Source organism: Ruminococcus sp. NATIVEDY161 (assembly GCF_045819895.1).
Lineage (GTDB): Bacteria > Bacillota > Clostridia > Oscillospirales > Acutalibacteraceae > Ruminococcoides.
Window position 1 is genome coordinate 2,005,634 of the sequence record NZ_CP162392.1, and the last position, 14,025, is coordinate 2,019,658.

Sequence of the window (14,025 nt, forward strand, 5' to 3'; positions counted from 1 at the left end):
GACGGCGGTCAAAAGATAACCATACGCGGAAACCTGTGGTTCAACCAATACGAACAGCAGGGTGGCGACGCCATTGACTTCGTCCGACGGTATTATAACAAGGACTATGCCGAAGCGGTTGACTATCTTCTTGGAGGATGTCAAGGTATATTAATCAAGTCACCGCCTGCGGAAAAGAAACCAAAGCAGCCGTTTGTGCTCCCAAAGCCCAACGGAAATATGCGGAGAGTCTTCGCGTATCTGCTATTTCAGCGAGGAATTGACCGTGATGTGCTCTACTCCTTTGCCCACAACAAGATGATTTACGAGTCGAAAAAACATCACAACGCCGTGTTTGTCGGCTATGATACCAACGGAATCCCCCGTCACGCTCACAAGCGCGGCACCGGCAGCGAGAGTACATACAAAGGGAACGCGCCGAGTGGTGTCCCCGAATACAGCTTTCACTGGCATGGCAGAAGTCCCTATGTCTGTTTATTTGAAGCACCGATTGATATGCTTTCGTTTATTTCCATGCACAAGAAGCACTGGAAAGAACACAGCTATGCCGCAGCCTGTTCGGTTTCCGATAGAGTATTATTTCAGATGTTGGAGGATAACCCCAACCTCAAAGAAGTGTTTCTCTGCCTTGATAACGACGAAGCCGGAGAGAAAGCTGCAAAAAGAATCTCCGACAAATTATTCCTCAAAGGAATAAAAAGTACGATTCTCGTCCCAAACAGAAAGGATTGGAACGAGGATTTATTAGCCATGAGATTGGAAGAAAAAGAAAGTGAGGTGACAGAGTCATGCCAAATCTCGCTCTCTTAATCTTGGTCGGAGCTGCCATGTTCGCATTTCTCGGCGGCGTAACGCTGCTCACTCACATCTATAACCTCAACAATATCAAGAGCAAAACTGTTGGTGACGGTCAGCACGGAACAGCTCGTTGGGCGACACGCAAAGAGATAAGGCAGACCTACAAACACATTCCATTCACGCCAAAGCGCTGGCGTGAACAGGCAAAGAACGGATTACAGCCGACTATTGCACATGCTGTGAAGCGCAGAAAAAAGAAAAGCAAAGTTGTTGAAGAACAAGCCTTGCCACAGGGAATTGTCGTTGGATGTGAAGGAAACACCACTGCATTGGTAGATACCGGTGACGTCCATGTGCTGATGATTGGTGCGGCAGGTGTCGGCAAAACGGCATTCTGGCTATATCCTTGTATTGAATATGCCTGCGCTTCAGGGATGTCATTCTTGTCAGTCGACACAAAAGGTGATGTTATGAGGAACTACGGAAACATCGCTAAAGAGTACGGTTATCATGTGTCCGTTGTTGATTTGCGTAATCCGACACGCTCCAACGGCAACAATCTGCTTCACCTTGTCAACAAATATATGGATTTATACTTGGAGAATCCAGACCAATTAGTGTACAAAGCCAAATGTGAAAAATACGCCAAAATTATTTCCAAAACGATTATTCTCGCTGGGATGGACGCTTCATCCTTCGGTCAGAACGCTTACTTTTACGACGCAGCAGAGGGATTGCTGACGGCGACGATTCTTCTTGTTGCGGAGTTTTGTGAGCCGTCAAAGCGGCATATCGTCTCCGTTTTTAAAATTATTCAGGAGTTATTAGCACCGTCACCGGGAAGAAAAGGCAAGAATCAGTTTCAGCAGCTCATGGAGCTGTTGCCAAATGACCACAAGGCAAAGTGGTTCGCCGGTGCCGCTCTGAACACGGCAGAACAAAGCATGGCATCGGTCATGTCCACGGCACTTTCAAGGTTGAACGGCTTTCTTGATTCAGAGTTAGAGCAGATTCTTTGCTTCGACACGGAGCTTGACGCAGAGCGGTTCTGCAATGAAAAGTCTGCTTTCTTTGTCGTTATGCCGGAGGAAAACCCAAATACCTTCTTCATGGTTTCACTGATTATCCAACAGCTATACCGAGAAATCCTTGCTGTTGCCGATGAACATGGCGGTAAGTTGAAAAACCGCTGTGTTTTCTTCGCCGATGAGTTCGGCACGATTCCCAAGATAGAATCCGCCGAAATGATGTTCTCCGCAGCTCGTTCCCGGAGGTTGCAGATAGTTCCTATCATTCAATCTTTCTCGCAGCTCGATAAGAATTACGGCAAAGTGGGTGCGGAAATCATTGTTGACAACACGCAGATTACACTGTTTAGCGGTTTCGCTCCTAACAGTTCATCAGCCGAAACGCTCTCCAAAGCGCTCGGCTCGAGGACAGTTATGTCCGGTTCCATCAGTCGGGGAAAAGATAATCCGTCACAGTCTTTGCAGATGGTTGAGCGACCTTTAATGACGCCTGATGAATTGAAGTCAATGGAAAAAGGCGATTTTATCGTCATGAAAACAGGTGTTCATCCAATGAAGGTTCATCTAAAATTGTTCTTCAAGTGGGGAATTGAATTCGATGAAGACAACCCGTACACCGTCCCCGAGAATGGTAACCGCAAGGTTGAGTACGCAGAGAAACAGGAAATTCAGAACGGTATTATGCAGAAGTACCATCCGGAATCTGTATTTGATGCGCCACCTATATCTGAAAAGGCAAATCGCGATTCTAAACCTCATGGCACTGAACAGGAAAATATTTTTGATGATGCTCCACCTCTTAAAGACAAAGAACGAAAAAGAAGGCGTGGAGGTGCAACGCATACTCAGGAACAAACAATGAATCCGCCAAAAGCAGAGGTGAATCCAAGTGAGTCGTCTTAAATTTCTGTACTGTTCCGACCTGCCGCACAGGGCAGTTTCCGTCTATATCTACCTTGATGACAGAGCCAACAAGGACGGCGAATGCTGGCCGTCCATCACAACTATTGCCAAGGAGCTGAAGCTCTCACAGTCAACTGTCCGCAGAGCTTTGCGTGATTTACGCAAGGCAAAGCTAATCGAAACAGAGCAGCGTTACCGTAAAAAGGGCGGCAAAAGCAGTCTGCTCTACAAGCTCAAAGGGAAATAGAAAAGAAGCGGATGACCATGCCATCCGCTTCTGATTACTTTTTTCTTGTGATCGGCGGCTTTACCTGAACAGGCGTCGCGTCAACAAATAAGTCCTTATATCCGTTTTTGATTCGCTTGCACTTCATGCAGTACACCTCTCTGCCGAGGTTGATACAGTCAGCGCAGGTCTTTTTGTTTTCCATTTCCAAAACCTCCGTACAATCAAACAAGGGCTATTGTACCACGGAAGAAATCTTTTTGATATTCTTTTTGAAAAATTACAAAAATTTAATTGTCTGAATAACGACTTTTCCGCCAAGGAGTTACTGCATCTAAATCGTGGCAGGTGCCACCTGTCATCACGGAGGGAGAAAGGGAATATACCCATCTTAAAAGATATTACAGCAGAAGAAAGACAAGAAATTATTCTATCTAAAATTAATGTAGAGTATATGAATCAAATATATGGGAGTATTTTTGCTGATACTCTATAATACAAAATCATTGTCATAGTCACTTGGCAGACGTTTTTGCTTGTTCTTATTTGTTTTAATTTGGTTTTTTTGTTGCTTTCGAAAGTTGAAAACAGCAAATAGTCATCCTCCGGCGGCTGATTCATCAAATCATCAGTATCTTCAAGCTTCTGAAGCGGCAGCATAAAGTTGACCGCGATACTGACAAAGCCTATGCAGTACAAAAATCTGCTGATAACACGCTTCACATACGCCTTTACGGCAGATTGTCGGAGTGAGTCTTTGCGTGATAAAAATTCAATCGCCCTGTCGGCAGGGCGGTTTTTCTATTGTCCACTTTTAACGGTTATGGGCAGTCGTGCAACGTTTTTTACCTTTCTTCATGAAAAGCAGCCTTCTGCTTTCTAACAGAGAATAGTATGAACGAACGCCTCGTGTGGTCAAAACGCACGAATCCGGCGCTGGCTTTTTATATAAGCATACAAAAAATGGCAAATATTATTTTGTTTTTTGCAAAATGCTAAATTATTTCCTAAAATATGCTATAATAACGATAACGAATTAATAAGTATTAGGAGGTATACATTATGCGAATGTTGAAAAAACCGATGAGCATACTGCTGTCATTGCTGATGATCGTCAGTCTGTTCACGATCGTTCCGTTTCCTGTCGGCGCAGAGAGCGCCGTGTATACGCTGACGGTCGAGAATTTTGAGCCGAGCCCGACCAATGATTATGATGAAAATATTGCGCTCGAAACCAAGATCGGCGGCAGCGTCACAGAGGGAACAAGTCATTCCGTTCAGTCGGGTACGCAGATCAGCGTGACGGCTCGCCTGGGATCCAACGACTATCCGTATCATGTGACGGGCATGACCATGACCTATCTGCAGGACGGCGAGACGAAAACCACGGAAGCGGAACTCGAAATACTCGACGCCTACCGCAATGTCAGGGCTGTGTTCACCATGCCCCCGTCGGACGCGCGTATTTCTTTCAAAGTGGATGAGCTTCATTCCGTTCAGGTCTCCGGCAGCGCCGACGGCACCGTTACCGCCGACCGCATTCGCGCGTATAAGGGCGACGCGGTCAATGTTACGGTAACGCCGACCAATTCCGCAAAGCCGTGTTATAAGCTGTACGCCACATACGAATGGGACGCTGACACAAGGCAGCTTGAGATCATCAACAACAGTTCCTTTGTCATGCCGGCAGGTTCCGACGTGAGGGTATATGCAGAATTCTTCGATTCCGTCGCGGCGTATATAGAGCGCTCATGGGACGGTGAGAAGGTCGTCGCAAAAGAGCGCATCCGCACGCCGGACGAGGGGTATATCAGCATGTCCTCGGTCGCCGACGGCAGCACCCTGCAGGGCGGCAGCTGGTATTATGTCAATAGCGATGTTGCCTTCAAAAAGCGCGTCCACACCGACGGCGAGGTGCATATCATCCTCGGCGACGGCGCGACGGTGGACTTCAGGAGAGGTCTCGAGGTCAGTGAAGGGGACACCCTGAATGTATATGACCAGAAGCAAGGTACCGGCAAGCTGATCGCCTTCTGTGAGCGCTTTGCCCAGCGCGACGATCAGGATGAAGCCGCCATCGGAGGCGATAAAGGCCTCGACGGCGGCAGCATGAACTTCTACGGCGGTAATATTGAAGCGACTACAAAAAGAGAAACCAGAGGAGCTGCCATCGGCGGCAGCGGCTTCCGCGCCGGCGGACGCATGATTTTTTATGCCGGCAATTATACTGTCAAGGCGAGATTTGGTTCCAGCACCGGTATCGGCGGCGGCTACAAAGGCGAAGCGAGCCGCTGCAGCGGCGAAGGTATCACAATCTACGGCGGCACCTTTGATATCCAAACCTTCCAATCGGGAGCCGCGATCGGCAGCGGCGCGGAAGCATACCGATCGACCGGCGCTATCGCGATCTACGGCGGAAGCATCACAGCGAGCTGCCATAACAGCAGCGCGGCAATCGGCGGCGGCAGAGCCAGCGAAAACGGTCCGATCTATATTTACGACGGCGAGATCAACGTGGTCGCATACGGCACGAAAACAGGCGCAGGCATCGGCGCCGGTCAGGACGCGGAACAGGGCGGTCCCATTTATATCAGCGGCGGTACGATTATTTCACAGAGCGACAAAGGCGCCGGCATCGGCGGCGGAATGGGAAAAGGCGGAGGCTATATCGATATTTCCGGCGGTCTTGTGGTCGCGACTTCCGCCGCGGGCGGCGCGGGTATCGGCGGCGGCAAGGACGGCAGCAATCATATCGTCAACATTACCGGCGGCTATGTGGTCGCTTCATCATCAAGCTTTGAAAGCTCCGGAGAAATGCTGGAAACGGTCACAAGATGTCTCGAAAATGCGCCAATGAGCAGCCAGTATCAGCGCACAGCTAACGCGATGATGATAGGGGTAGCCAGTGTGATCGATCTGCTCAGCGGAAGCAATGAAGTGTCCGGCGCGGGCATCGGCGGCGGTCACGGCGGCTCCGGCGGCGAGGTGAATATCTTCGGCGGCGACGTCGTCGCAAAGAGAGGCCTCTCCTCCGCCAACGCGATCGGCAAGGGGAAGAGCGGCTCAAACAGCGGAACGCTTGATCTCGGAAATGATATGATGGTCAGCTCCGGCAGCGATGACGTCAACCTCGTTCTTCAAACAAAAGATAACCGTGTCAGCGCCTGCCGCAACAGCGAGGTCGTTGAGGTCAGACCGTGTATCTATTCGCTTCCGAACTACCAAATGGTTGACGAATATCATCACAGAAACACCTGTGAATACTGTGCTGTGGATCAAGACTTGAACCCCCACGAATATGACGCGTCAGGTCTTACCTGTACGCTGTGCGGGTATCAGCGGATCAAGGTCAGCTTTGACCCAGGCAATGGCAGCGGTACGATGGACGATGTATATCTGACAAAGGGAGAGACCTATACCCTTCCCGCAAGCGCCTTTACCCCTCCCGATAACCATTATTTCTCCGGTTGGAGAGGGACGATCGGCTCGACAACAGATGTTTTCGTTCCCGGCGTCACCTTCAAGCTGAATGAAAGCGTGACGCTCACCGCCGAATACGGAGAAACATATCAGCTGTGGGTAGGCGGCAGGCAGGTGACCGACGAAAATATGAATAATGTCCTCGGCGACGGCAAGGTCAGCTTCGACCCCGAAAACTGTGTTCTGAACCTTGACGGAGTGACGATGCTTCCCGGTATCAACAGCAACCAGCGGTCGATGATCTATGCCAGAAGGATGAACCTGACGGTCACCGGCAGCGGCGATCTGACATCCGGACAGATGTTCTCGAACGGCATTTATGTCGATCTCGGCTCGCTGACGCTCAACGGAGATTTCAGCGTCATCGGTTCGCAGAACAACGCGTTTACCGCCACGAAGGATATACTTATAAAAGGAGGCGCGATCACCGCGCAGGCGAAAAGCTACGGCATCCACGCCGGCAGACGGCTTTATCTTTACGACGGTATCACGCGCATTACTGCCGACGCAGAGCAGCAGAAGACGTTTCATTATAGCGATATCTTTGTCGATCCCTCGCTGCTCGTGACCGCATACAGCCCCGAGATTGCGCTGCGCCCCGACGGCACCTTTTACTACGATTACACCAAGCACATCGTCATAGAACGCGGCGCGGTCATTACCTACCGTCTGGACGGCGGTACGATGGACGGTCAGTCAGACGAGGTCAAGGCGGTCGTCGAAAAAAATACGACGGTCGACGAACCGGTACCTGTCCGTGACGGGTATTCCTTCGACGGCTGGTATACGGACGATCAATACGGCTCCTTGTTCGACTTTGACGATCCCGTGACCGGAGATATTACGCTGTACGCCAAGTGGACGCAAAAGCCGCTTCATACAATCTCTATGTCCGATATGGCCGGCGGCTATGTCTACGCGCCTTTTGAAGCATATGCGGGACAAACGGTCAAGATATATCCCCATGAGGAATCTGGCTATGACCTTGAATACATCAGCTTTACGACCGACGGCGGCGAGGAAACCGAGATCATCGGAGTCGATTATTCTTTCAGCTTTGTTATGCCCGACGACAACGTGACGATCAACGCGGTGTTCCGAGGCGGCGAATATCAGATAAGCATAGATGAAGGCGTACCCGCAGGAGCGGTAGAGGCTCCGGCGTCAGCACGCGCGGGAGAGAAGGTCTCCGTTACCGTCAACGACATTGACGGTAAGCATCTCGTCGGCGTCACGGTCAAGGATTCGGAGGCTCACAACGTCAGCTACTACAGTGACAGTCATTCTTTTACGATGCCTCTGTCAGATGTGACGATCAGCGCGGCGTATGAAGCGCACTCTTTTGAAGATCCCACATGGACATGGGACGGCCACGACTCCGCGACGGCAGACTTTCGTTGCTCCTTCTGCGACTTTGAGTGCTCCTTAACGGCTCAGGGAGACGCGATCACCTATGAAACAACGACAGAGCCGACATACACTACCGAAGGCGAGCGCGTCTATACCGCTTCGGTCACTATGAACGGCGTCACATATACCTCTGATATAACAGAAACGCTCGAGAAAACCTCTCGCAAGGTCGAGGTGACTTATATCGACCTGAAAGGGATAGAGAAGACCGTCACCGCCACACGGATCGTCGGCGACGAGACCGATCTGGAAAGCGGATGGTATGCCGTTGTCGACAGCGTGACCAACAACAACCGCATCAGCAACAACGGCAAGGTCCATGGCGGCGTCAACCTCATCCTCTGCGACGGCGCGACCTTTACGAATCCGGAGGGTATGTCGGTCAACGGAGCACGTTCGCTGACCGTATGGGGGCAGAGCGCAGGTACCGGTACCTGGAACATCACCGAACCTCCCACATCCTGCGCAGGCATCGGCGGATATATCAACGCTTCCGGCAACATCACGATCAACGGCGGCGTTATCAACGTGACCGGCGCTCAAAACGCCGCGGGTATCGGGGCAGGAGGATTCGCTCCGGACAGCCAAGGTGTTATCACGATCAACGGCGGCACCGTCAACGCGAAAGGCGGTCACAGCGGCGCGGGAATCGGCGGTGGAAACGCCGATAACAGTTACGCGGGCAGGGTCATCATCAACGGCGGCAATGTTACCGCGACAGGTAACTCACGCGGTGCGGGTATCGGCTCAGGGCGTCAAAGCTACGCCGACGTCATCATCAGCGGAGGAACCGTGAAAGCGGTGGAAGGCAACTTTGCATCGGTGGGTATCGGCGGCAGCGGTTCGACCGTCACCCTGACCTATACCGACGACGTTAGCATCACCTCCACCGGCTACGACGGCACGGTCACGCTTGAACAGCCCTTTACCGATGGCACAAATGTTTTTGAGGCGGGCGTCGTCGACGACAACAGCGTTCTCGCGGGCACGACTCTGAGACCGTCCGGAGGTATAGGCGTTCGCCTTGCCGGCCATTCGATCTCGCTTGACGGCGATATCGCGGTCAACTTCTACATGGAGCTTTCCGACAGTGTGATCGCCCACAAGGATACCGCCTATATGCACTTTACCGTCCCTGACGGCAACGGTGCTACCGAACAGACGATGCTTGTCAAGGACGCGCTGATTAAGGAATGGAACGGCAAAAACTACTATGTATTCAAGTGCAGAGTCGCTGCAAAGGAAATGACCTCACAGATCAAGGCACAGATCATCGACGCAGGCATGCACGGTACAGAGTACACCTACTCCGTCAAGGATTATGCCGATTATCTGTTGGAACACGCCGACGAGAGGGAAGACTTGGCAAAAGCCGTTCCGCTCGTCAAGGCAATGCTCAACTACGGCGCGCGCGCACAAATCTATTTTGATAAAAATCCTGCCGATTTCGCCAATGCGAGCTTGTCCGAGGAAGAAAAGGCGCTTGGCGAGGTCACGGTCACAGCGCCGGAATCCGCGATTGACCTGCCTGACGGCGTGAGTTTCGAGGGCGCAACGCTCTCGCTCAAATCCGAGACGACGCTCTCGCTGTATTTTGAAAGCGCAAAGACGCTGACCTTTGAGTGTGAAGGAAAAAACGTCGAAACCGTTACAAGCGGCAAATATCAGATCGCGCGTATCAGAGGTATCAAGGCGAAGGAGCTGAAAAAGACCTTCACCCTGACCGTCAAGGATGGCGAAGAGATAATTGGCACGATCACTTACAGTCCGATGACCTATTGCAGTAATGTTCTGAGCGACGGCACGCAGTCCGAAGCATTGCAGAACGTCTGCAAGGCGCTGTATCTGTACGCGAAAGCGGCTGACAGTTATTTCCCTGATTAAAGGAGGTCGGACGATATGGAAAAAGAACAATACCTCCCCACCGAGCTTGAGGTCATCAAGTTCCGGACAGAGGACGTTATCTGCACAAGCAATATCAACTACGAAGAAGACGAGTTGCCGATTTCTCCTAACAAACCCTGAATCAATTTGAATAGGTTCTTTCAGCAGTGGTTCAAAACAGATGACCGCCCTGCCGTTTGGCAGGGCGGTTTTTGTGGAGAATCATCATTTGGTTTGATGTGGTGTTTCGTTTGCTTTGATCAAATCGTGTCTATCAGGTTCCCCAGTACTCGTCGCCGCGAACCTCTTTTTCCCAAGAGCGGGTAACGTACCATTCGCTGATTTTGGTGTTTTTGCCGTCGTTCTTGATACGGCTGGAGTATTCGCTGTTGAATTCAGTCCAGTTAAGGTTGATGTTGGTGTTATTGGCTTTCTTGGAGATTTCGATACAGGGATTGGCGTCGGTGCCGTAGTAGGAAGCGCCGTTGAATTCCACATATTTTGTCTTCAGGGTGGTGTTGTTCGCGTTGTCCGGTATCACGAACTTGCGGTTGTCGCCGCAAAGCTTCGCGCTCTGAAGTTCAAGACTTGCGCCGTTGCGGAGGGTGAACAGATCCAGATCCTTCTTTGCGGAGCAGTCGAAGCCGTTGCTCTTGCAGTACATATTGATGTATACTTTTCTGCCTTCGGGGATCTCAAAGCCGCCCTTGTCGTTCAAGCCCTTTACATTGTCGTCGAATTTGAAGCCCTTCTTGGCGTCGGCGACCAGGTACTGACCTTTTTTGAGAACTCTGATGTTGAAGTCCTTACCGCTGTCGATGCCCTGTGACCAAGCGTCGATAAAGGAAGTGCAGCCCTTCTTCACGGAGGTATTGCCGTCGATGACATAGAGCTCGGTGGTGACGTATTTGCTCGGGATGGAAGCGTTTTCTTTGAGCACTGCCTTAAAAATCTTGTCGATGTCAACCATGCTCTGGTGCAGGTTGGTGGCTGTGTTTTCAAACTTTGCGTAGGGGGATTCGTCCTCGTTGACGGTGATGATGCCGTTGTCGATCTCGTATTCTTTCACTCTGAACTGCATGGAGTTGAGTGCGTTGATGATGGCGTAATCCATCAGGACTTGTTCTTCCATGATACGAATTTCTGCGTTGATGCTGTCAACTGCGCCGTAGTAGTCAGGAGTCTTGATGTAGCTGTGCTCGCCGAGGTCTGCTGCAACCACTCTGTCCATCAGATAATTGGTGAGCTGACGATAGCCGTTTTCATTGTTGTTGGAGGTGCGCTGTCCTTTGAGGAAGCGGAGCATTTCGTCGAAGTTTGCCTGCATGGAGCTGACGTTGCACTTGGGGTCTGCGAGGATTTCTTTGTAAGCCTTGTAGGTGGTGTTGTTGATCTTGTCATTGCCGTCGCAGGTGATGTTCGCTTTGTTTTCGTCGATTCGCTTGAGAGCGTGTGCGAAATCTGCCGCTACGGTGTCAGCCTGAACTCTGAAATCCTTGGTGTCGATATTGCTGTTGATAGCTTTGAGCTGGTTCATCTGGAGGGTGTGGTAGTTAGCTGTCTGGGTTGAAAGTTCTTTTACTTCGTCGAGAACCTTGTTTATTTCAGCTTTTATCTCTTCTGTGCTCTTGTCGATCTTGTCGAGAATGTCCTGATTGGAGGGTCCGTCATCTTCGAGTCCGAGAACCTTGTTCAAAATAGGAGAAAGTCCCATCTTTGAGAGCTCGGGACCGGCTAACTTCATCACTTCGTCCTTCGCGTAGCCGAAGGTGGTGCTGAGTACGGTTTCAGCGATTCCGGGGATAGCAAAAGCGGAAGCGGAGCCGATAGCCATGGTGCCTACTGAAAATACTGTAATTGCGGAAAGAATGCCTGCGATCAATCTGGTCTTGAATCTTTTTGTTTTTTTCATGTTGTTCACTCCTTTGTTGGTAGTTGTATTGGTGTTGTTAGTGTTATTGGTTATATTGGTTGTTGTGATTTGATTGGTTTTTTTCATGGTGGTTACTCCTTTCTGGAATGTTTTGTTTTTCTTTGGTTTTATTATATCAGGGTGATCTTTGCAAGTTCTTTGCAGATTTTCAAGGTTTTGAAAATAGTTTTGAAATTTTTTCAAGAGATTTTGTGTTTGCCTTGACTGTGATTAGAGTATAACAAACCGACCTTTGCAAGTTCTTTGCAAAGATCGGTCTTTTTTAAAAAGCTTGAAATTTTTTTCTCAAATTATTTCATCGTTGTTCCATCTTGATTCGGCTGAACATCTGAACAGCCGCGCGATAGTATACTTCCTCGGCGTTTGTCATCGCTTCTTCAACGCTCGTATTTTCATCGACAAGCGAATACAGCGAGACAATGCCGCAGTCATAGAGCAGTGCCGCGCCGTCGCCGAGAGATCCGCACAAGCCATATACGGGGATTCCTCGCGCCTTTGCGTGGAGTGCGACGCCCTGCATCACCTTTCCGCACACAGACTGCGCGTCGGCTCTGCCTTCACCTGTCACAATAAAGTCAGCGCCGTCGAGCAGAGCATCAAAGCCGATCAACTCGAGTACCGTCTCGATCCCCGACTGCATGGCTGCGTGCAGAAAGACCCTCAGCGCCGCGCCGAGTCCTCCTGCCGCTCCTGTCCCTTCGATCAGGTCGCAGTCAATGCCGAACCGGCGCTTTATCACATTGCGGTAGTTTTGCATACCGTTTTCGAGCAACTTCATCGTTTCGGCAGTTGCTCCTTTTTGTTTGGCAAAGGTGTAGGTTGCGCCGTTCTTTCCGCATAACGGATTTTTCACATCGCAGAGCACGGTAACGGACGCGTCCGATAATCGGCTGTCCAATCGGTCGAGATTGATTTTTGTTACCGCAGACAGATCCTTTCCGCAGCCGCTTAGTTCATTGCCGTCCTGATCGAGAAATCTTGCGCCCAGTGCGCGCAGACAGCCCATACCGCCGTCGTTTGTCGCCGAACCGCCGATCGCGATATACAGCTCACGACAGCCGCGGCTGAGAGCGTCACGGATCAATTCGCCCGTGCCGTAGGTGGTAGTGACCAACGGATCACGCAGAGGTTCAGGGACAAGCGTCAGCCCCGACGCCTCTGCCATCTCGATGACAGCCTTATCACCGACAATGCCATAACTCGCCCGTATGCGGTCCATCAAGGGATCGTGGACAAGTATATCGGTTTTCTCGCCTTTCAGCGCATCGATCACCGCGTCAACAGTACCTTCACCGCCGTCCGCTATCGGCACGCCGATACATTCGCACGTGCCGAACACTTCCCGTGCGGCTTTCGGCAAGCTCCTGCTTTTGCGCCTTCTCTCGCTGCAGAGTTCTTTCTAATTCTTTGCGGTATTCTGACTTTTCATCCTCAACGACAAAGCTGTGCAGCAGACTTGTTCCGAACATATACCCTATCGTATAACACGGCCACAGCGGGAATTCTATCTGTAAAATTATCAGCGCGAGCATAGCTATACCGAACAGACCGATGGTCAGATTCCTGCGTCTGACTTTTCCCTCTGACTTTGCCGTGATGTAAAGCGTATAAACCGACGTCATAAAGAATATCAATATCTGGAGATAAAGCGTAACATACCGCAGGCTTCCTGTTTGATAACTGCCGTTTTCATCAAACCAGAATACTACGGGATAAAAGATATTGATGGTAAGCGCGACGATCTCATACGCAAAAAGTATCCGTCCGCTAAGGCGCAGTATGGTTCCGAATGCGTTATGGGTTTCAAGATAGGCGGTAACATACATCGTCCAAAAAAGCAGCGAGACCGCCCTTGCGATAAAATACAATATAGTTTCAACATACAGAGCGTCAATAGGGCGCAGGTTATCCAAAACGCCCCACAAGCCGTCTGTAATATAGAAAACCAAAACAGAAAGCAGAAATAGCCGGTACAGGCGCTGTGTCTTTGAAAGGGATATCCCTTTCGGCGTCCAAAAAACATCGCGGTTAGTGATGATCAGAATAATAGCTGCCAATAGCCCGATGATTGAATATGTCATAGTTCATACTCCTGTTTTTTCTCGGAATCGTTCATCGAATTTTGCCATTGATATTTGCAAAATTTGCCGCTGAGAACCGATCGGGGTTCGACTCACGTTATCCTAATACTATTAAATTATATCCATATTGTTTTTGCAACAGATTTATAAAAATAATCATCAAAAACCGCTTGTTTTAGGCGCTTTTATACCGATAAATGCTTAACTTAAAAACAAAAATCGCATACTGTCTATTTCACCATAAACGGTGTAATGGGGAGAATTATTTTAATTGTTAAAGTC

9 protein-coding genes are annotated in these 14,025 nt (G+C 50.1%); 5 read left to right on the forward strand and 4 right to left on the reverse strand.

Annotated features, from left to right (window positions below; translation table 11 throughout):
* The first annotated feature begins 219 nt into the window (after window positions 1-219).
* From AB1I50_RS09655 to AB1I50_RS09665, 3 genes are read left to right on the forward strand one after another with little or no spacing between them, the layout of a single operon-like run.
* Window positions 220-810 (forward strand): DUF3991 and toprim domain-containing protein, encoded by a 591-nt coding sequence (locus tag AB1I50_RS09655; RefSeq protein WP_407723815.1) that lies wholly within the window; start codon window positions 220-222, stop codon window positions 808-810.
* On the forward strand, window positions 789-2,729 hold the full coding sequence (locus tag AB1I50_RS09660) for a type IV secretory system conjugative DNA transfer family protein (protein ID WP_407723816.1): 1,941 nt from the start codon (window positions 789-791) through the stop codon (window positions 2,727-2,729). The genes AB1I50_RS09655 and AB1I50_RS09660 overlap by 22 nt, the downstream gene beginning before the upstream one ends.
* Window positions 2,716-2,976, forward strand: a complete 261-nt coding sequence (locus AB1I50_RS09665; protein WP_405317389.1) for a helix-turn-helix domain-containing protein — start codon at window positions 2,716-2,718, stop codon at window positions 2,974-2,976. The genes AB1I50_RS09660 and AB1I50_RS09665 overlap by 14 nt, the downstream gene beginning before the upstream one ends.
* Window positions 2,977-3,010: 34 nt before the next feature.
* Here the strand turns inward: AB1I50_RS09665 and AB1I50_RS09670 are convergent, their stop codons facing one another.
* On the reverse strand, window positions 3,011-3,160 hold the full coding sequence (locus AB1I50_RS09670) for a hypothetical protein (RefSeq protein WP_405317391.1): 150 nt from the start codon (window positions 3,158-3,160) through the stop codon (window positions 3,011-3,013).
* 857 nt (window positions 3,161-4,017) lie between these two features.
* Between AB1I50_RS09670 and AB1I50_RS09675 the strand changes: the two genes are divergently transcribed.
* On the forward strand, window positions 4,018-9,729 hold the full coding sequence (locus AB1I50_RS09675) for an InlB B-repeat-containing protein (RefSeq protein ID WP_407723817.1): 5,712 nt from the start codon (window positions 4,018-4,020) through the stop codon (window positions 9,727-9,729).
* Between the two features lie 15 nt (window positions 9,730-9,744).
* Window positions 9,745-9,870 (forward strand): hypothetical protein, encoded by a 126-nt coding sequence (locus tag AB1I50_RS09680; protein ID WP_407723818.1) that lies wholly within the window; start codon window positions 9,745-9,747, stop codon window positions 9,868-9,870.
* Window positions 9,871-10,003: 133 nt separating this feature from the next.
* Here AB1I50_RS09680 and AB1I50_RS09685 read toward each other — a convergent pair whose 3' ends face one another.
* The 3 genes from AB1I50_RS09685 to AB1I50_RS09695 all read right to left on the reverse strand — a co-directional run bounded on the left by AB1I50_RS09685 (window position 10,004) and on the right by AB1I50_RS09695 (window position 13,743).
* Window positions 10,004-11,641, reverse strand: coding sequence for a hypothetical protein (locus AB1I50_RS09685; protein WP_407723819.1), 1,638 nt, complete (start codon window positions 11,639-11,641; stop codon window positions 10,004-10,006).
* Window positions 11,642-11,957: 316 nt separating this feature from the next.
* Window positions 11,958-13,022 (reverse strand): glycerate kinase family protein, encoded by a 1,065-nt coding sequence (locus AB1I50_RS09690; RefSeq protein ID WP_407723820.1) that lies wholly within the window; start codon window positions 13,020-13,022, stop codon window positions 11,958-11,960.
* Window positions 12,952-13,743 carry a hypothetical protein gene (locus AB1I50_RS09695; RefSeq protein WP_407723821.1) on the reverse strand — a complete coding sequence of 264 codons (792 nt, stop codon included), beginning with the start codon at window positions 13,741-13,743 and terminating at the stop codon, window positions 12,952-12,954. Before AB1I50_RS09695 ends, AB1I50_RS09690 begins: the two co-directional genes overlap by 71 nt.
* Window positions 13,744-14,025: the final 282 nt, after the last annotated feature.